We start from the raw sequence: 17,619 nt of genomic DNA on the forward strand, positions 1-17,619 counted from the left end.
TCGTGCCCAAGACCGGCCAGGACGACCACGCCAAGAAGAGCGAGCTGCCCTCCACCCTGCAGCGCTCGGGACGGAAGGCGCAGGACACGTTCGCCAAGACCTACGACTCCGCGCTCGAGCAGTACGACGACGAGGAGCGCGCGGCGCGCACGGCCTACAGCGCGCTCAAGCACACCCACGAGAAGGTCGGCGACCACTGGGAGGGCAAGGAGGAGCCCGGGCCCTCCGACGAGCACGCCGCCGGGGGCCGCGACTCCCGTGCGGAGACCGCCGGCGGGGTCGACGCGAACTCCTCGAAGCAGCACCTCTACGAGGTGGCGAAGCGGCTCGGCGTCGAGGGCCGCTCCTACATGACCAAGAAGGAGCTCGTCGACGCGATCCGGAAGGCCAACGACGCCGCGACGCGCCGAGCCCGGGAGGACTGAGGAGCGGCCGGGCTCAGAGGACGCCCAGCAGCCCGCGCACCAGCGTGATCGCCCCGCCCAGCCCCGCCAGGACGAGGGCGATCGTGCGCGCGGTGCTCAGCGGCACGCGGCGGGCGACGACCCCGCCGATCCGCACGCCCAGCACCACCGTGAGGACCACTCCGGGCGCCACCCACCACGGGGGCATCCCGTCCGTGCCGGCCGCCCCGAGCAGGGTCTTGGTGAGCACCGACAGGGCGCCCATCGTCATGAACACCGGCTGCAGGGTCGCGGCGAAGGAGCGCTGCTCCCAGCGGGCCAGCCGGGAGTGGATCACCATGACCGGTCCGGCCACCCCCGCCGTGGTGTTGAAGAAGCCCCCGATCGCCCCGGCGAGCACCGTGGGCAGCCGCCCCGGCCACTCGGGCAGGCGGGGGAGCCCGAACATGGTGGTCAGCGCCAGCAGCACCACACCGCCCACGACCACCTGCAGCCAGGCCGCGGGCAGCTCGCGCACCACGAGCGCCGCGGGCACGGCGCCCACCGCGGCGGCCGGGGCGATGAGCGCGTAGCGCCGCCAGTCCACGTGGCGCCACACCGAGAGCATGATGAGGAACCCGGAGACGGTCGTCGTCGCGTTGGTCACGAGCACGCCCGTGGCGGGGCCCAGCAGCAGCGCGAGGGTCGGGGCCACCACCAGACCGACCCCGGTGCCCGAGACGCGCTGCAGGACCGAGCCCACGAGGATCGCGAGGGCGGCGACGACGATGATCTCCACGGGTCCCATTCTGCGCCCCGTCCGCCCGGTCCCGGTGCGCACGCGGCCGGTCGTGGCACTTCCCGGATTCGATAAGTACCCTTGCTGTCACGCGAGGTCCCTGCGGGACGACGACGACCGAAAGGTGCGCCATGAGCATCACCCGAGACCTGATCATCGACGGGGAGCACGTGCCCGCCCTCAGCGGGAGGACCGCCGAGGACGTCAACCCCTACACGGGCGAGGTCTTCGCCACCGTCGCCGCGGGCGGGCCCGAGGACGTGACCCGCGCCGTCGACGCCGCCGCGGCCGCCGCCGAGGAGTGGGCGGGGATGGCCCCCGGCGCCCGCCGGCGGATCTTCCTGCGCGCGGCGGACCTGTTCGAGGAGCGCATCGAGCAGGGCGCGGACATCATGGCCCGCGAGGTCGGCGGCGTGCGCGGCTGGGCGGAGTTCAACACCCACCTGGCCGCCGACATCCTCCGGGAGGCCGCCGCCGCCACGACCCTGCCCCAGGGCGAGGTGCTGGCCACCGACCTGCCGGGGGTGCGCTCGATGTCGGTGCGCCAGCCCTACGGGGTGGTCGCCGCGATCTCCCCCTGGAACGCCCCCTTCATCCTGGGGATGCGCTCCATCGCGGTGCCCCTGGCCGTGGGCAACACCGTGGTCCTGAAGCCCAGCGAGGACGCGCCGCTGGCCTGCGGCCTGTTCCTCGCCGACGCCCTGGTCGACGCCGGCCTGCCGGCCGGGGCGCTGAACGTGGTGACCAACGACCGCGCGGACGCCGCGGACGTCGTCTCGGCACTGATCTCCGACCGGAGGGTGCGGATCGTCAACTTCACCGGGTCCACCGCCGTGGGCCGCACCATCGGCACGCTCGCGGCGCAGCACCTCAAGCCCGCCGTGCTGGAGCTCGGCGGCAAGAACAGCCTGGTGGTGCTCGAGGACGCCGACCTGGACTACGCGGTGGACGCCGCGGCGTTCGGGGCCTACATGAACGCCGGGCAGATCTGCATGTCCGTGGACCGGGTGCTCGTGGACCGCGCCGTCGCCGCGGAGTTCACCGAGAGGTTCGCCGAGAAGGTCAAGGGCCTGCCCACGGGGGACCCGACCGACCCGGGCACCGTCATCGGCCCCGCCGTCAACGCCCGGGCCGCCGAGCGGCAGTACGGGCTCATCGACGACGCCGTGGCCAAGGGCGCCGTGGTGCGCGCCGGCGGGCACCGGCTCGAGAACTCGCTCGTGCCCGCGACCGTCCTCACCGAGGTCACCCCGGCGATGGACATCTTCGACGACGAGATCTTCGGCGCCATCACCACCGTCTTCGAGGTGGACGGCCCGGACGAGGCCGTGGAGTTCGCGAACAACACCGACTACGGCCTCACCGCCGGGGTCATCACCGAGGACCTCGGGGCGGGCATGGCCGTGGCGAAGCGGCTCCGGACCGGGATCGTGCACGTCAACGACCAGTCCGTCGCCGACGAGCCGCAGGCCCCCTTCGGCGGGATCCAGGAGTCCGGGTACGGGAAGTTCGGCGGCCAGGCCGGCGTCGAGTCGTTCAGCGAGCGGCGGTGGATCACCGTCCAGGAGGAGGGCCACGCCCGGTTCCCGTTCTGAGCGGGAGCGCAGCCGTGAGCCCGAACCAGCACACAGCGCAGGTCTCCGCGGAACGGCTCCGGGAGGTCGCCGCGTCCCGCTTCGGCATCGACGAGTTCCGGGAGGGGCAGCTCGAGGCGATGGAGGCGGCGGCCACCGGCCGGGACGTCCTGGCGGTGATGCCCACCGGTCACGGCAAGTCCGCGATCTACCAGGTCCCGGGCGCCGCGCTGCCCGGGACGGCCGTGGTGGTGTCCCCGCTGATCGCCCTCCAGCACGACCAGGTCGAGGCGATCAACGAGGACCTGGGGGCGGAGGTCGCCTTCGCGCTGAACTCCGCGGTGGGGGCCCGCCGCGAGCGTGCCGCCTGGGCGGCGGTGGAGCGCGGGGACGCGAAGTTCCTCTTCCTCGCCCCCGAGCAGCTGGCCCGGGAGGAGACGACGCAGCGGCTCGCCGCGCACCCGCCGTCCCTGTTCGTGGTGGACGAGGCGCACTGCATCTCCTCCTGGGGCCACGACTTCCGCCCCGACTACCTCGTGCTCCGGGAGGCGGCCGAACGGCTGGGCCGCCCGCCTGTCGTGGCCCTCACCGCCACCGCCTCCCCGCACACCCGGGCCGAGATCGTCGACCGGCTCGGTCTGCGCGACCCCCTGGTCCTGGTGCACAGCTTCGACCGGCCCAACATCGAGCTGCGGGTCGTGCGCCACCATCGCTCCTCCGACAAGCGCCGTGCGGTGCTCGACGAGGTCGCCGGACTCGGGGGCCCCGGGCTGGTCTACGTCGCCACCCGCAAGGAGACCGAGGACTACGCCGCGGAGCTCACCCGGCGCGGCGTGCGCGCCGAGGCCTACCACGCGGGGCGCCGGAAGTCCGAGCGGGACCAGGTGCACACCCGGTTCCACGACCACGAGCTCGACGTGGTCGTGGCCACCACCGCCTTCGGGATGGGCATCGACAAGCCGGACGTGCGCTTCGTGGTGCACGCGGACATCCCCGACTCCCTGGACAGCTACTACCAGGAGATCGGCCGGGCGGGCCGGGACGGGCGGCCCGCCCTGGCCGTGCTGCACTACCGCTCCGAGGACCTGGGGCTGCAGCAGTACTTCGCCGGGGCCGCCCCCGAGCCGGAGGACCTCGAGAAGGTCTTCCGCGCGGTCCGCCGGCACGGGCCGGTCCGGTCCCGGGAGCTGCGCGAGCACACCGGGCTCGGCCCGCGCGCCCAGGCCCGGGCCCTGCACCTCCTCGAGCACAGCGGCGGCGTGCTCGCCCGGCGCGAGGGCTGCCGTGCCGTGGACGGCGCCACGACGGGAGCCGCCGTCGCCGCCGCGCTCGCGGAGGCCGAGGCCCGGCACCGGATCGACCGGTCCCGGATCGACATGATGCGCGGCTACGCCGAGACGGACGGGTGCCGGCGGGACTGGCTGCTCAACTACTTCGGCGAGGAGACCGGCGGCTGGTGCGGCAACTGCGACAACTGCGCGGAGACGGGCTCCGCCGCCGAGGCCGAGGAGCGGGCCGCCGCCACCCCGCACGGGTGGGAGATCCAGACCCCGGTCACCCACCGCGAGTGGGGGCACGGGATCGTCATGGGCGCGGAGCCGGACCGGATCATCGTCCTGTTCGAGTCGGTCGGCTACAAGGAGCTGTCTCTGCGGCTCGTCGAGGAGCACGAGGGCCTGCTGGAGCGCGGTCCCGAGGAGCGGCGGGAGGACGGCGGGTGAGCCCCGGGAGGCGCCCGCCGGTCAGCGGACGACGTCGTAGACGGCCTTGAGGACGCCGTTGGCGTAGGCCTCGTGCTCGACCAGCTCGAGCCTGCGGAAGGTGTCGGTGCTGTCGTCGAAGAGGCGGCGGCCCGCGCCGAGCAGCACGGGGAACACCAGGAGGTGGTACCGGTCCACGAGTCCCGCGGCGGCGAGGCCCTGGGCCAGGGTGGCGCTGCCGTGGACCAGGACGGTGCCGTCGACCGTCTCCTTCAGCCGCGCGACCTCGTCGAGGGAGCGCAGCACGGTGGTGTTGTGCCACTGCGGGTCCTCCAGGGTGGAGGAGACCACGTACTTGGGCATGGCGTTGTACTCCGCGAACTCCTCCATCGAGGGCCACACGGGGGCGAACTCGTCGTAGCTGTCCCGGCCCATCAGCATCGCCGCCGCCTCCTTCTGCTCCCGGTCCTTGAGCTCGTAGGCGGCCTCGTCGTAGGGGACGTGCCGGAACGTCCAGCCGGCGTGCGGGTGCGGGCCGCCGCCGGGGGAGTCGACGACGCCGTCGAGGGTGATGAACTCGGTGACGATCAGCTGGCCCACGGGGATCTCCTGCCGGTGCGGTCGGTGCTCCTGTCTGCGGCTCCTACTCTGGCGCGGCCGCGCGGCGGTGGAAAGGGCTCGGCGCCCCATGACGGGATCGGCCGTCGGCCGGGGCGTGCCGGTCCCTTGCGCGGCCGGGGCCGCGGTGGGACCCTCGGCAGGGACGAGGGTTCGGCGAGGGTCCGGGAGGCACCCGTGGCGGCGGAGCAGGCGACCGGGCGGACGGTGGCGCAGGTGCGGACCACGTGCTGCGTGGTGGGCGGAGGCCCGGCCGGGCTGCTGGCCGGTGTGCTGCTCGCGCGCCAGGGCGTGGACGTGGTCGTGCTGGAGAAGCACGCGGACTTCCTGCGGGACTTCCGCGGCGACACCCTGCACCCCTCCACCCTGGAGGTGATGGCCGAGCTCGGCTGGCTCGAGGACGTCCTGGCGCTGCCGCACACCCGCGTGGAGCGCGCCACCGTCTCCCTCGGCGGGGAGACGGTCGTGGTCGGCCGCTTCGACCGCCTGCCCGTGCGCTGCCCGTTCATCGCGTTCCTGCCGCAGTGGGACTTCCTGGACCTGCTCGCCGAGAAGGGCCAGGCACTGCCCGGCTTCCGGCTGCTGCGCTCCACGGCCGCCGACGGCCTGCTCGTCGAGGACGGCCGGTGCACCGGCGTCACGGCGCACGACGACGACGGGACCCCGGTGCAGGTCCGGGCCGAGCTGGTGCTGGCCGCCGACGGCCGCGACTCCGTGCTGCGGGCCGCCGCCGGCCTGGTCCCGCGGGCCTCGCCGTCCCGGATGGACGTGCTGTGGTTCCGCGTGCCCCGCAGCGAGGGCCAGGAGCAGCCGCTGTTCAACGCCGGGGACGGGGCGGTGGTCGCCCTGCCGCGCACCGGCTACTGGCAGGCCGCCATGATCGTGCGGGCCGGTGAGCACGACGCGCTGCGCGCCCAGGGGCTGGAGGCCTTCCGGGACCGGGTGCGCGCGCTCGCCCCCGGGCTGGGGGAGGGGCTCGCCACGATCGAGGACTGGGAGCAGGTGAAGCTGCTGCGCGTGCGCGTGGACCGGCTGCGCCGCTGGTGGCGGCCCGGGGTCCTGTTCCTCGGCGACGCCGCCCACGCGATGTCCCCGGCCGGCGGCGTGGGCATCAACCTGGCGATCCAGGACGCAGTGGCCGCGGCGAACCTCCTCGGCCCGCGCCTGCTGCACGGCGGGGTGCGGGCGCGGGACCTCGCGCGGGTGCAGCGGCGGCGGGCGTGGCCGGCGCGCGTCACCCAGCTGTTCCAGCTCGTGCTGGCCCGTCGGTTGGTCCCCTCCCGGCCCGGGCAGGCGCCGCGGCCGCCGGTGCCGCTGGGCGTGGTGCGGGCGCTGCCGTTCCTGCCCCACCTGACCGGACGGGCCATCGGCATCGGCCTCCGGCCCGAGCACGTCCGTCCGCTGCCCCGCGACTGACGGACCCCGGCCCGTCCGGCCGGGGCCGTGAGCTCAGGGCCGCGGGCTGAGCCGGTCGACCGCGGCCAGGAGGTGCTCCAGGATCGTGTGCCGCTGCGCGCTGCCGTCGGGCAGCAGGCCGATCGACGCGTTCTGGTAGAGCCCGTCGCCCATCTGCTGCACCGCCGTGGCCACCACCGGGTCCCCCACGTCCGCGAGGATGAGCTCGTACCACGCCTCCTCGAGCCGCTTGAGGGCGGCACGGGCGTTCTCGTCCCCGGCCTGGACCAGGCGGGAGGCCACGATCAGGGCCCGGTCCAGCCGGCTGTCCTCGAACAGGGACGTGACGAGGAAGTAGCGGGCGGCCCCGTCCGGCGCCGCCGCCATGGCCTCGAGGTCCAGGCGCATGAGCTCCTCGAGCCGCTGCAGCGTCGCGTCCACGAGGGCCTGGCGGTGCGGGAAGTGGTAGAGCAGGCCCCCCTTGGACACGCCGGCGGCGGCGGCGACGGCGTCGAGGGTCGCGGCTCGTTCGCCGTCGTCGAGGACGATCTGCTCGAAGGCGGCCAGGAGCTTGTCCCGGGCCACGGGTGGGCGCGGCATGTGAGGAAGACCTCCCTGGATCGGACGTGGTGCCCATTGTGCCAGCCCGCCCATAACTGTACCGTCTAGACGGTACAGTTAATGCGGCTGTCCGATCCCGATCCGTTTCCCCGGAGGTGAACCATGACCACTCTGCTGACGCCCCGCCCCACGGCCGGTGCGCGCGAATGGGCCGCGCTCGCGGTCCTGATGATGCCCGTCCTGCTCGTGTCGGTCGACAACACGGCCCTGAGCTTCGCGCTGCCCACCATCTCCCAGGCACTGCACCCCACCGGGGCGCAGCTGCTGTGGATCGTGGACGTCTACCCCCTCGTGCTGGCCGGCCTGCTCATCCCCATGGGGTCACTGGGGGACCGGATCGGCCGTCGGCGGCTGCTGCTGATCGGCGGCACGGGCTTCGCCGCCGTCTCCGCGGCGTCGGCCTTCGCGCCCACCGCCGAGTTGCTGGTGGCCGGGCGGGCCGCGATGGGGCTCTTCGGCGCGATGCTGATGCCGGCCACCCTGTCCCTGCTGCGCAACATCTTCCTGGACCCGGGCCAGCGCCGGATCGCGATCGCGGTGTGGGCCGGCGGCTTCAGCGGCGGCGCCGCGCTCGGGCCGATCGTCGGCGGCTTCCTGCTCAACCACTTCTGGTGGGGCTCGGTGTTCCTGATGTCCGTGCCGGTGCTGCTGCCGCTGCTCGTGCTCGGCCCCGTCCTGGTGCCGGAGTCGCGCGACCCCCGGCCCGGGCCCGTGGACGTCCCGTCCGTGCTGCTCGCCATGCTGGCCATGACCCCGGTGGTGTACGGCGTCAAGGCGGCGACGGCCTCCGGGGAGCTGTTCCACGGCCTGCTCAGCGCGGCCTTCGGCGTGCTGGCCGGTGTGCTCTTCGTCCGGCGCCAGGCGGTCCTGGCGCACCCGATGCTCGACCTCGCCCTGTTCCGGCACCCGGGCTTCCGGGGCGGGGTGACCGTCAACGTGCTCGGCAACGTGGGGCTCTACGGGTTCCTGTTCATGCTGACCCAGTACCTGCAGCTCGTGGTCGGCCTGGACCCGATGAGCGCCGGACTGACCATGGTCCCGGGCCTCGTCCTCACGGTCCTCGCCGGCTTCCTGGCCGTGCGGGCCGTGCAGTGGCTGAGCCCGCGGACCGTGATCACCGCGGGGATGCTCCTGTCCGCGGCCGGCTTCCTCGTGGTCGCCCTCGCCGATCTCTCCGCGACCGCCGGCGCCGTGGTGGTCCTCATGGCCTTCTGCCTGGTCGGCACCGGCATCGGGCTCGCCGAGACGCTCTCCAACGACCTGGTCCTCACGGCCGCGCCGCCGCACAAGGCCGGGGCCGCCTCGGCGATCTCGGAGACCGGCTACGAGGTCGGTGCGGTGCTGGGCACGGCCGTGCTCGGCGGGCTGCTGACCGCGTTCTACCAGCGGCACCTCGATCTGCCCACGGCGCTGGAGCCCGGCTCCTCCGCGGCGGCGCACGAGACCCTCGGCGGGGCCGTCGAGATCGCGGAGGGCGCGGGGGCGCTCGGTCCCGCCGTGCGGGAGGCCGCCTTCGCGGCCTTCACCGCGGGCATGCACTGGACGGCGCTGGTCATGACGGCCGTGGTGGTCCTGGCCGCGTTCACGGTCGCCCGCGTGCTGCGGCCAGCCGCGCGCTGACCTGCCCGCCGCAGGCAGGGGCCGGTGTCGCCGCCGGATTGTTGTGCGGCTCCCCGCCCCGGGCGGACGTAGGCTCGGCGGCAGGGGCCGTCCGGTCCCCCCCCCGGTACGGAAGGAGCGGTCGCGATGACGCCGCAGGACCTGTTCGAGGACGCCGCCCGCCGCCCGTCCCAGGTGGCCGAGCACGTGCTCGAGGACATCTCGCCGGAGGTGCTGAACACCATGCCGGGAGGGACCGCGAACTCCGTGGCCTGGCTGGTGTGGCACGCGGCCCGCCAGCAGGACGCGCAGGTGGCCCGGCTCGCCGGTGCCGAGGAGGTGTGGACCGCCGAGGGCTGGAGCGGGCGGTTCGGCCTCGACCTCCCCGACTCCTCCATGGGCTTCGGCCACGGCCCGGAGGACGTCGCGCGCGTCCGTGTGGCGTCCCCCGACCTGCTGCGGGGCTACCTCGACGCGGTGGTCGAGCGCACCGTGGCCTACGTGCACGGGCTCACCGACGCCCAGCTCGACGACGTGGTGGACCGGTCCTGGAGCCCGCCCGTCACCCGCGGGGTGCGCCTGGTCAGCACGGTCGACGACGCCGCGCAGCACCTCGGCCAGGCCGCCTACGTCCGGGGGCTGCTCGACGACGGGTGGTCCGGGCCCTACTGACCGTTCCTCCCGGTGGCTCTCGCCCGCGCGGGCGCCGCGCAAGAGCGCTTCACCCAGGGCGAGAGCGTTTGCGTTTGCATAAAGTCGTCGTGTGACAAGGCGCCGATGAGGGGACGGCGGATCCCTCGGTCACGACCGGTTGTTCACTTAAGCTGATGCCGCGGGGCGACAGCGCCCCGATCATCTGCACGATCTTCTCGTCGCCGTCCGCGACATCCTGGGGGAAACACCGTCATGCCCCGCGACTCCTCTCGCCGCCCTGCTCCCACCGGTCTGCGCCACCGCGCGTCCTCGCCGGTCACCGCCCTCACCGCGTTCTCGGCCCTCGTGGCCGTCAGCGTGGCCGTCAGCGCGGGCATCGCACCGGAGGCCGGCGAGGACCGGGGGACCTCGGCGTTCGGCGCCCCGGCGGCCTCCGCGGAGCGGGCGGAGCACCAGGAGAGCCGGTGGAGCCTGCTCGCGGCCGGCCAGGAGCAGGAGGCGCCTCCGGCCCGCCCGGTGCGGGAGGACCGCGCCGTCTCGCCCGTGCGGGACGGCGGCGAGGGGAAGGGCTCCTGGCGGGCCGGGACAGGACGCGGTGACGGCGGTCGCGAGTCCGCGTCGACCGTGCGCCCGGGCCGGCAGGCGCCGAAGCTGTACCAGGGCGAGCTGCCCGTCAACACGATCATCGCGCCGACCCGGCCCGGCGCCGTGCTGCCCGGCGGGCAGTTCGGCTGGCGGATCGCCCCCGACCGCGGCGGGCGCGAGTTCCACAACGGGACCGACGTCTCGGCCGCGCCCGGCCTGCCGGTCGTCGCCGCCCTCGACGGCGTGGTGACGGCCGTGTTCTGGGACGTCTGGGGCGGCAACCGGGTGGAGGTCACCCACGCGGACGGGGTCAGGACCACCTACAGCCACCTCGAGGACGTCCGGGTGCGGACCGGTGACCGGCTCGCCGCCTCCGAGCAGCTCGGCACGGTCGGCGCCACCGGCGTCCGGGTCACGGGTCCGCACCTGCACTTCGAGACCTGGGTGGACGGCCAGGCGGTCGACCCCCAGTCCTTCGACTGGGTCGACGGCATGCGCGTCATTCCTGCCTCCCGCAGCAAGTACTCCCTCGAGGTCCCCGTGCCGGACGCGGTCGAGGACCCGGCGGCGCAGAAGGCCGAGGCCGCCCGGAAGAAGGCCGACGCCGCGAAGAGAGCGCAGGCCGCCCAAAAGTCCGAGGCCGCGAAGAAGCAGGCGAAGGCCGCCGAGAAGGCGGACGCGGTCAAGAGAGCCGAGGCAGCGAAGAAGGCCGAGGCGGCCCGGAAGACCGAGGCGGCGAAGAAGGCGGACGCGGCGAAGCGGGCGGAGGCGGCGAAAAAGCAGGCGGACGCCGCGCAGCGGGCGGAGCACGAGCAGAACGGCACCACCGAGCGGCCGGGGCGGCCGGTGGGGGACCCGCCGGCACCGGCGGCCCCGGTGGTGCCCGCTCCTCCCGCCGCTCCCGTGGAGGCCGACCCCGTGGTCCCCGCTCCGGCCCCACCGGCCGGGGTGGACCCTGCGCCGATCCCTGCCGAGCCGGCCCCCGGGCAGCAGCCCGTGCCGGCACCGGACCGTGAGCCGGTGACCGCCCCGGACCCGGTGCCGGTCCCCGACCCCGCACCGGCGCCCGACCCCGTGCAGGTCCCGGACTCCGTGCCGGTCCCCGACCCGGAGCCCGAGCTCGAACCGGGCGTCGCGCCACGGGTTCCCGACGCGGTGCGGGACACCGACGGGGACGGGACGCTCGACACGGAGGACCCCGACATCGACAACGACGGCACCCCCAACGAGCTGGACGACGACATCGACGGGGACAGGATCCCCGACGTCGTCGATCCCGACCTGGACGGGGACGGCCTGCGCAACGAGGAGGACCCGGACCGCGACGGGGACGGGATCCCGAACGACGAGGACGCGGAGCCGGACACCCCGGCGCCCACGGCGGCGGCCGGAGCGACCACCGACGCCGCCGAGGCCGCGGACCCGGCCGGACCGGGCGGGGCGGCCGGTCCGGAGGAGGCCGCCGGCGCCGCCGCGGCCGCTCCGGCGGACGGGTCCGTGCCGGCGGACGGAGCGGGCGAGGCGGACGGCCTCTGACGCCCGGCACGGAGTTATGCAGGTGTGACAAGGGCTTTCGCTGCGCCCTGCGCCGGGCGGACTAGAATCTGGCCCCGGGCCGACACATTCTTCGCGCAGGAGCGGGAGCCATGAGCACCACCGATCACGGTGCGCCGGGCGACGGGACGGCCAGGGCGCTCCGGGAACTCCGGGACCGCCTCACAGGGGGACTGGTCGAGCCGGGGGACCCCGACTACGACAGGGCCCGCCGGGTCTGGAACGGCCTGGTCGACGTCCGCCCCCGGGCCGTCGTGCGGGCCGGCGACGTCGGCGACATCGACCTCGTCCTGGCCGCGGCGCAGCGCACGCGGCTGCCGCTGGCGGTGCGGGGCGGCGGACACGGCGTGGCGGGCCACGGCACGGTCGAGGGCGGCCTGGTGCTGGACCTGGGGCGGCTGCGGGGCGTCGTCGTCGACCCCGCGAACCAGCTCGTGAGCGTGGACCCCGGCACCACCGTCGCCGGGCTCGACCGTGCCACGGCCCGGTACGGTCTCGCGGTCCCCGGCGGTCTCGTCGGCGCCGCCGGCGTGGCCGGACTGACCCTGGGCGGGGGCATGGGCTGGCTGACCCGCAGCAACGGGCTGACGCTCGACAACCTGGACTCCGCCGACGTCGTGACCGCGGCCGGCGACCATCTGCACGCCAGCGAGGAGGAGAACGCCGGGCTCTTCTGGGGCCTGCGCGGCGGCGGCGGCAACCTCGGAGTGGTCTCCTCCTTCACCTTCAGGGCCCGCCGGCTGCCCTCCGCCGTGCTCGCGGGGAACCTCTACTACCGCAGGCCGCACTGGCGGGACGCCCTGAGCGCCTTCGCCGGGTGGTCGCGCGGTCTGCCGGACGAGATGAACCCGGTGCTCAGCTTCGCGATCCCGCCGCCGGGAGCCGGGATGGGCGACGAGCCGGTGCTGACCGTGGGCTTCAGCTGGGCCTCCGAGAACCACGCCGCCGGCCTGGACGTCGTCGACGGGCTGCGGGAGGACGCTCCGCCCGACGCCGAGGAGATGGGGCCGACACCGTGGCTCGCCTGGCAGGGGGCCAGGGACGGCGCCTTCCCCAGGGGCTCGCACGGCCACTGGCGGAACGTGCCCTTCTCCCGGCTGGACGACGAGGTCGTCGACGTCCTCGCCGGCCTGGCCTCCGGGATCACGTGCCGGGGCGCCGGCATCGACGTCCACCACCTCGAGGGCGCCTTCGGGCGGGTGCCGGAGGAGGCCACCGCCTTCCCCAACCGCTCCGCGCGGTACTGGCTGACGGTCTACGGCGTCCGGCACGACCCCGCCGACGACGAGCACCTCGCCGGCTTCGTCCGGACCGTGCGGAACGGGATGCAGCCGTTCGCCGAGCACGGGGAGTACGTCAACCTCATGGGCCCGGACACCGAGCTCGGGGGCGACCTCCCGGAGGCGGCGCGACTGGCCTACGGGCGGGAGAAGCACCAGCGGCTGGCCGCCCTCAAGGACCGCTACGACCCCGGGAACCTCTTCCGGCACAACCTCAACGTCGAGCCCCACCGGCCCTGAGCGTGCCGCGGCCGGCACCGCACGGGGCGGGCGCCCGGCGCACCCGCCCCGTCATCTCCGGGCGATGTCGGCGACCGCCCTTCCCCGGCCGCGGGCACGGCACTACGGTCGACAGTCCAGAGACCCCGCGTTCCCGGGAGGCGCACCGCATGCCGATCTACGAGTACCGCTGCCCGGACTGCGGCGTCTTCGAGAAGCTGCTGGGGATGGGCGCCGCCGCGCGCGAGCGCACCTGTCCCGGCTGCGGGGCCCCGGCGCGGCGGCTGATGAGCGCGGCCGGGCTCTCCCGGGCCGGCACCCCCGCGGCACGGCTGATCGAGCGCACCGAGCGCACCGCCGCCGAACCCGACGTCGTCGCCGCACCCCCGCCCGGTGCCCGCGGCGCGACCCGGACCACCGGCAACCCCCTGCACCGCAGGCTTCCCCGGCCCTGAGAGGCGTCCCGACCGAGCACCACCCCGCACACCGCAGCCTAGGAGGCACGTCATGCCGGAGCTCATCTTTCCCCTGGACTCGTCCCGGCCGTTCGAGGACCAGCAGCTGGTGGGGCACAACCGGTGGCACCCGGAGATCCCTCCGGTGGCGACCGTGCGACCGGGGGACACGTTCCGGGTGCACTGCCGGGAGTGGTTCGACGGCGCGATCGTCAACGACGACTCCGCCGAGGACGTCCTCAACGCGCCGCTGACCACCGTGCACAAGCTCTCCGGCCCGTTCGCGGTGGAGGGCGCGAAGCCGGGGGACCTGCTCGTCGTCGACATCCTCGACGTCGGCCCCGTCCCGCAGGAGGACTCCGGTCCGCTGGCCGGGCAGGGCTGGGGGTACACCGGGGTCTTCGCGCGGTCCAACGGCGGGGGCTTCCTCACCGACCGCTTCCCCGACGCCTACAAGGCGATCTGGGACTTCCGGGGCCAGACGGCCACCTCCCGCCACGTCCCGGAGGTCTCGTTCACCGGCATCGTCCACCCCGGCCTGATGGGCACCGCGCCCTCCGCCGAGCTGCTGGCCCGGTGGAACGCGCGCGAGGGGGCGCTCATCGCCACCGACCCGGACCGGGTCCCGCCCCTGGCGCTGCCGCCCGAGCCCGCGGACGCCCTGCTGGGCGGGGTCCCCGACGCCGACGTGGAGCGGGTCGCCGCGGAGGCCGCGCGCACCGCCCCGCCCCGGGAGAACGGCGGGAACCAGGACATCAAGAACCTCACCAAGGGCACCCGGGTCTTCTACCCGGTCTTCGTGGACGGCGCGAACTTCTCCGTGGGGGACCTGCACTTCTCCCAGGGCGACGGCGAGATCACGTTCTGCGGCGCCATCGAGATGGGCGGGTTCGTCGACTTCCACGTGGACGTCATCAAGGGCGGCATGGAGACCTACGGGGTCTCGGAGAACGCGATCTTCCTGCCGGGCAGGACGGACCCGCAGTACAGCGAGTGGATCTCCTTCTCCGGCACCTCGGTGACGCTCGACGGCGAGCAGCGCTACCTCGACTCGCAGCTCTCCTACCAGCGGGCGTGCCTGCACGCCGTCGACTACCTCACGAAGTTCGGGTACTCCCCGGAGCAGGCCTACCTGCTGCTGGGCGCCGCGCCGATCGAGGGCCGGTTCTCCGGGGTGGTGGACATCCCCAACTCCTGCGCCACGGTGTACCTGCCCACCGCGATCTTCGACTTCGACATCCGGCCCTCCGCGGCCGGCCCGCACCAGGTGGACCCCGGCCGGGGCGCGCCGCACGCGGCGGCCTGAGCTCAGGCGGCGCCGAGCGCGAAGTACAGCTCGACCACGGCGGTGGCCACGTCCTGGCCGCACGCCGCGGTGGGGTAGCCGGAGCCCAGCACGGCGATGTGGTGGGCCGTCCCGCCCGTGGCGGCCCGCCCCACGCTGTGGGTGTCCCACTGCCCGCCGGCGTCCGGGAGCCACCCGTTCTTGACGAGGGAGTCCGCGGCGGCAGCCCCGCCCGCGCGGGGGCCGCCCACGCCCCACGTCTGGGACGGATGGCCGGGCCGCATCTGCTCCCGCAGCCAGGCGAGGTCCTCCTCGGGCAGCCAGTCCGCGCCGTGGACGACCGTGCCCAGCACGGCCAGCTGGTCGGAGGCCGTGGTCATGTTGTGGCCCCAGCCGCCCGAGGACCGGGTCGAGCTGACGCCCATGAGGTCGTAGGTCTCGTTGAGCTCGGCCTCCATGGCGGGGACCGTGGGGCCGAGCGCGCCGTAGAGGGCGGAGGTGGACTCGTTGCCGCTCTCGTGGACGCTGTTGCGGATCAGCTCCCGCTGCTGCGCCGTGAGCCGGCCGTCCCGCTCGGCGGCCAGGCGCATGGTGGTCAGGGCCAGCGGGACCTTCGAGAGGCTCGCCTCCATGCCGGCCAGGTCGGGGCGGTGGGCGAAGAGCGTGCGGCCGTCCGGGTCCTGCACCAGCAGGCCGATCTCCGCGCCCACGGCCCCGCTCAGCCCGTCCAGGGCGGCGGTGAGGGCGCGCCGGTCGTCCTCCGCGGTGGGCCCGTCCGCCACGGCGAACGATCCGGCGCCCGCCGGGCCGCAGGAGGCTGGGACGGCGACCGAGGTGGTCCCGGGGATCTCGCCGCCCGGGGCGGCGGGCAGTGCCGATGCGGGAGCCTGCACGGAGAGCCCCACGAGGAGCGCGGCGGCGGTCCCCAGGGTGCGGGCGGTCCTGCGGGGCACGAGCTGGGATCGGGTCATGACCTCCATGCTCTCGCACGGCGGCGGTTCTGCCGATCCGCCCGGCTCCGCATCACGCAATGAGACCCCGGTCCGTCCAGGATGTCGGCAGGTGCCCCCCGGAAGGGAGCAGCACGAGTTCGGCCGAGGGCAGCTGCTCGGCGAGGCAGCGCGCGTGGGTGGAGGGCACGACGTCGTCGTCCTCGGCGTGGACCACGACGATCTCGAGGTCCGCGAGCGTCCGGCCCACAGTGGGGGGCAGGGCGAAGCCGCGCTCGTTCCAGTCCGGGTGCTCCGGGCACCAGCACGGGGCCGCCACGGTCACGACGCGCTGCAGCAGGGTGGGGATCCGGTTGCAGAGGAAGCGCAGGGCCTCGGACCCGCCGAGGGAGTGGCCCACGATCACCCAGGGCTCGTCCGGGATGGCGCGGACGGCCCGGCCGATCGCCTCCTGCCACAGCTCCGGATCGGGGTTCTCCGGGCTCGGGAGGTCGGGGGTGACGAGGTCCGCGTCCGGCCACTGCCGTCGCACGGCCTCGAGCACCGGGTTTCCGCCGGGGCCGGGCTGGAGTCCGGCCCCGTGCAGGAAGAGGATGCGCTGGACCATGGGTCACCTCGGGGGACGGGGGAGGTGACGGCGGACGCCGCCTCCACCAGCGTCCTCGCCGCCGCGGCGGGGTGTCAAGAGCGCCGGACGGCCCCCGCCCCCGGGTCCACGAGGTCCAGGCCCGGACCCTCGAGCCGGTCGAGCGCCGCCGTCCGTCCGGTCAGCAGCAGGAGCAGGGCCTCCATGGTCCCGCGGACCTCGGGTCCGCTGCCCGCGCGCCAGTCGACGTCGGTCGCGGCGAGCGTCACCCCGCGCAGCCGCCGGCGGGCCCGGAACGGGAAGGAGACCGACCACACCCGGTCGGCGGCCGTGCGGGCGGCCTCCGGGGGCATGGCGTGGTGCTGTCCCAGGGGCAGGGCGATGTCCTGGGTGTGGACCAGGACGTCGAGCAGGGGATCCCGCACCCCCGTGCCCGGAGGGTGGCGCCTCGACCCGTCCAGGCGGCGGTAGTCCGCGACGATCTCCTCGACCGGCCGGCGGCCGCGGCGCCGGGCGTCCAGGAACACCGCGCGGTCGTAGTTCCCCCGGCCGCGCCACAGGGCGACGGCGAGATCGGCCACCCCGAACTGCGGCGAGGAGATGACGTGGGCCGCCACGTCCCGCACGGCCCATCCCGGGCACAGGGTGGGGTGGTCCCACTCCTCGGGACCGAGCGTCCCGAGGAGGTCGGCGAGCGCGGACCGCTCCCGGTGGACGGCGTCCCAGATGGCGGTGCGGTCCATGATAATCTTCCTTAGTGGTCAGATTTACTGACTAAATTTTCCGACGGCTGCGGCACGGTGTCAAGGGGTGGGAATGCACGAGGACGAGGGGACGAACACGGGGCTGCTGCTGTACTACCCGTACCGCGACATGGAGATCCGGGTGGTGGAGGCCCTGCACGCCGCCGGGTTCGCGGACCTCTCCTACGCCCAGGCGCGGATCTTCCAGCGGATCGGCCCCGACGGCACCCGCACGGTGCAGCTCGCGGAGCAGGCCCGCGTCACCAAGCAGACGGCCAGCCTGCTCGTGCAGGCCCTGGAGAAGGAGGGATACGTGGAGCGGCGGCCCGATCCCGCCGACGCCCGGGCGCGGCTCGTGACCATCGCCGGGCGCGGCCGCGCCGCCCAGGCGGTCGCGGCGGGCGTGGTCGCCGAGGTGGAGGAGCAGTGGCGGCGCAAGCTCGGGGCGCGGCGCTACGCCGCGCTGCGGCGGGCGCTCGCCGAGCTGCACGAGGAGGAGCCCGCTCCGACCGCCTGACCCACGGGCCGCGGCCGAGCACGTGCTGCCGCGGCCGCCGGGGTGCGCGGCGCGCACGGGCCTCCGCGGCGGCCGCCCGGTGGCGTGCCCCCGCCGGCACGC

General features: G+C 74.8%; 17 protein-coding genes. 11 read left to right on the top strand and 6 right to left on the bottom strand.

What is annotated here, in order from left to right; all coding sequences use genetic code 11:
• Nucleotides 1-2: 2 nt before the first annotated feature.
• Nucleotides 3-425: a ChaB family protein gene (locus RCG67_RS13570; protein WP_058873097.1), complete on the top strand. Its 423-nt coding sequence runs from the start codon at nt 3-5 to the stop codon at nt 423-425.
• A 13-nt stretch (nt 426-438) separates the two neighbouring features.
• Here the strand turns inward: RCG67_RS13570 and RCG67_RS13575 are convergent, their stop codons facing one another.
• Nucleotides 439-1,191 (bottom strand): TSUP family transporter, encoded by a 753-nt coding sequence (locus RCG67_RS13575; RefSeq protein ID WP_368827009.1) that lies wholly within the window; start codon nt 1,189-1,191, stop codon nt 439-441.
• 122 nt (nt 1,192-1,313) lie between these two features.
• On the opposite strand from RCG67_RS13575, the gene RCG67_RS13580 reads away from it, so the two are divergent.
• Both RCG67_RS13580 and RCG67_RS13585 read left to right on the top strand, forming a co-directional pair.
• Nucleotides 1,314-2,777: an aldehyde dehydrogenase family protein gene (locus RCG67_RS13580; protein ID WP_368827011.1), complete on the top strand. Its 1,464-nt coding sequence runs from the start codon at nt 1,314-1,316 to the stop codon at nt 2,775-2,777.
• Between the two features lie 14 nt (nt 2,778-2,791).
• Nucleotides 2,792-4,477 (top strand): RecQ family ATP-dependent DNA helicase, encoded by a 1,686-nt coding sequence (locus RCG67_RS13585; RefSeq protein ID WP_368827012.1) that lies wholly within the window; start codon nt 2,792-2,794, stop codon nt 4,475-4,477.
• A gap of 21 nt (nt 4,478-4,498) precedes the next feature.
• On the opposite strand, the gene RCG67_RS13590 is transcribed toward RCG67_RS13585, so the two are convergent.
• On the bottom strand, nt 4,499-5,056 hold the full coding sequence (locus tag RCG67_RS13590) for a dihydrofolate reductase family protein (RefSeq protein WP_368827013.1): 558 nt from the start codon (nt 5,054-5,056) through the stop codon (nt 4,499-4,501).
• Between the two features lie 195 nt (nt 5,057-5,251).
• On the opposite strand from RCG67_RS13590, the gene RCG67_RS13595 reads away from it, so the two are divergent.
• Nucleotides 5,252-6,490 carry an FAD-dependent oxidoreductase gene (locus RCG67_RS13595; protein WP_368827014.1) on the top strand — a complete coding sequence of 413 codons (1,239 nt, stop codon included), beginning with the start codon at nt 5,252-5,254 and terminating at the stop codon, nt 6,488-6,490.
• Nucleotides 6,491-6,523: 33 nt separating this feature from the next.
• Here RCG67_RS13595 and RCG67_RS13600 read toward each other — a convergent pair whose 3' ends face one another.
• On the bottom strand, nt 6,524-7,069 hold the full coding sequence (locus tag RCG67_RS13600) for a TetR/AcrR family transcriptional regulator (protein ID WP_368827016.1): 546 nt from the start codon (nt 7,067-7,069) through the stop codon (nt 6,524-6,526).
• Between the two features lie 123 nt (nt 7,070-7,192).
• Here RCG67_RS13600 and RCG67_RS13605 point away from each other — a divergent pair, with 123 nt between their 5' ends.
• The 6 genes from RCG67_RS13605 (at nt 7,193) to fmdA (ending at nt 14,742) form a co-directional block, all read left to right on the top strand.
• On the top strand, nt 7,193-8,710 hold the full coding sequence (locus RCG67_RS13605; protein ID WP_368827017.1) for an MFS transporter: 1,518 nt from the start codon (nt 7,193-7,195) through the stop codon (nt 8,708-8,710).
• Between the two features lie 126 nt (nt 8,711-8,836).
• Nucleotides 8,837-9,361, top strand: a complete 525-nt coding sequence (locus tag RCG67_RS13610) for a mycothiol transferase (RefSeq protein ID WP_368827019.1) — start codon at nt 8,837-8,839, stop codon at nt 9,359-9,361.
• Nucleotides 9,362-9,595: 234 nt separating this feature from the next.
• On the top strand, nt 9,596-11,464 hold the full coding sequence (locus tag RCG67_RS13615; RefSeq protein WP_368827021.1) for a M23 family metallopeptidase: 1,869 nt from the start codon (nt 9,596-9,598) through the stop codon (nt 11,462-11,464).
• A gap of 110 nt (nt 11,465-11,574) precedes the next feature.
• Nucleotides 11,575-13,002 (top strand): FAD-binding oxidoreductase, encoded by a 1,428-nt coding sequence (locus tag RCG67_RS13620; protein WP_368827023.1) that lies wholly within the window; start codon nt 11,575-11,577, stop codon nt 13,000-13,002.
• Nucleotides 13,003-13,151: 149 nt separating this feature from the next.
• Entirely contained in the window at nt 13,152-13,436 is a 285-nt protein-coding gene (locus RCG67_RS13625) for an FmdB family zinc ribbon protein (protein WP_368827024.1), read from the top strand.
• 52 nt (nt 13,437-13,488) lie between these two features.
• Nucleotides 13,489-14,742, top strand: coding sequence for a formamidase (gene fmdA / locus RCG67_RS13630; protein ID WP_368827026.1), 1,254 nt, complete (start codon nt 13,489-13,491; stop codon nt 14,740-14,742).
• A 2-nt stretch (nt 14,743-14,744) separates the two neighbouring features.
• Here fmdA and RCG67_RS13635 read toward each other — a convergent pair whose 3' ends face one another.
• The 3 genes from RCG67_RS13635 to RCG67_RS13645 form a co-directional block, all read right to left on the bottom strand.
• Nucleotides 14,745-15,692 carry a serine hydrolase gene (locus RCG67_RS13635; RefSeq protein ID WP_368827028.1) on the bottom strand — a complete coding sequence of 316 codons (948 nt, stop codon included), beginning with the start codon at nt 15,690-15,692 and terminating at the stop codon, nt 14,745-14,747.
• 52 nt (nt 15,693-15,744) lie between these two features.
• Nucleotides 15,745-16,278 (bottom strand): alpha/beta fold hydrolase, encoded by a 534-nt coding sequence (locus RCG67_RS13640; protein ID WP_368827029.1) that lies wholly within the window; start codon nt 16,276-16,278, stop codon nt 15,745-15,747.
• Nucleotides 16,279-16,352: 74 nt separating this feature from the next.
• Nucleotides 16,353-17,000: a maleylpyruvate isomerase family mycothiol-dependent enzyme gene (locus RCG67_RS13645; protein ID WP_368827031.1), complete on the bottom strand. Its 648-nt coding sequence runs from the start codon at nt 16,998-17,000 to the stop codon at nt 16,353-16,355.
• Nucleotides 17,001-17,073: 73 nt separating this feature from the next.
• On the opposite strand from RCG67_RS13645, the gene RCG67_RS13650 reads away from it, so the two are divergent.
• A complete protein-coding gene (locus RCG67_RS13650; protein WP_368827033.1) occupies nt 17,074-17,517 on the top strand; it encodes a MarR family winged helix-turn-helix transcriptional regulator in 444 nt (147 codons plus the stop codon).
• The last annotated feature ends 102 nt before the right edge of the window (nt 17,518-17,619 follow it).

This window comes from Kocuria cellulosilytica (genome assembly GCF_040981245.1).
GTDB classification, from domain to species: domain Bacteria; phylum Actinomycetota; class Actinomycetes; order Actinomycetales; family Micrococcaceae; genus Kocuria; species Kocuria cellulosilytica.

Coding starts and splice junctions, on each gene's coding strand:
- RCG67_RS13605 (WP_368827017.1), top strand. CDS start 7,193: ATGACCACTCTGCTGACGCCCCGCCCCACGGCCGGTGCGCGCGAATGG.
- RCG67_RS13600 (WP_368827016.1), bottom strand. CDS start 7,069: ATGCCGCGCCCACCCGTGGCCCGGGACAAGCTCCTGGCCGCCTTCGAG.
- RCG67_RS13650 (WP_368827033.1), top strand. CDS start 17,074: ATGCACGAGGACGAGGGGACGAACACGGGGCTGCTGCTGTACTACCCG.
- RCG67_RS13620 (WP_368827023.1), top strand. CDS start 11,575: ATGAGCACCACCGATCACGGTGCGCCGGGCGACGGGACGGCCAGGGCG.
- RCG67_RS13615 (WP_368827021.1), top strand. CDS start 9,596: ATGCCCCGCGACTCCTCTCGCCGCCCTGCTCCCACCGGTCTGCGCCAC.
- RCG67_RS13575 (WP_368827009.1), bottom strand. CDS start 1,191: ATGGGACCCGTGGAGATCATCGTCGTCGCCGCCCTCGCGATCCTCGTG.
- RCG67_RS13640 (WP_368827029.1), bottom strand. CDS start 16,278: ATGGTCCAGCGCATCCTCTTCCTGCACGGGGCCGGACTCCAGCCCGGC.
- RCG67_RS13625 (WP_368827024.1), top strand. CDS start 13,152: ATGCCGATCTACGAGTACCGCTGCCCGGACTGCGGCGTCTTCGAGAAG.
- fmdA (WP_368827026.1), top strand. CDS start 13,489: ATGCCGGAGCTCATCTTTCCCCTGGACTCGTCCCGGCCGTTCGAGGAC.
- RCG67_RS13580 (WP_368827011.1), top strand. CDS start 1,314: ATGAGCATCACCCGAGACCTGATCATCGACGGGGAGCACGTGCCCGCC.
- RCG67_RS13635 (WP_368827028.1), bottom strand. CDS start 15,692: ATGACCCGATCCCAGCTCGTGCCCCGCAGGACCGCCCGCACCCTGGGG.
- RCG67_RS13645 (WP_368827031.1), bottom strand. CDS start 17,000: ATGGACCGCACCGCCATCTGGGACGCCGTCCACCGGGAGCGGTCCGCG.
- RCG67_RS13610 (WP_368827019.1), top strand. CDS start 8,837: ATGACGCCGCAGGACCTGTTCGAGGACGCCGCCCGCCGCCCGTCCCAG.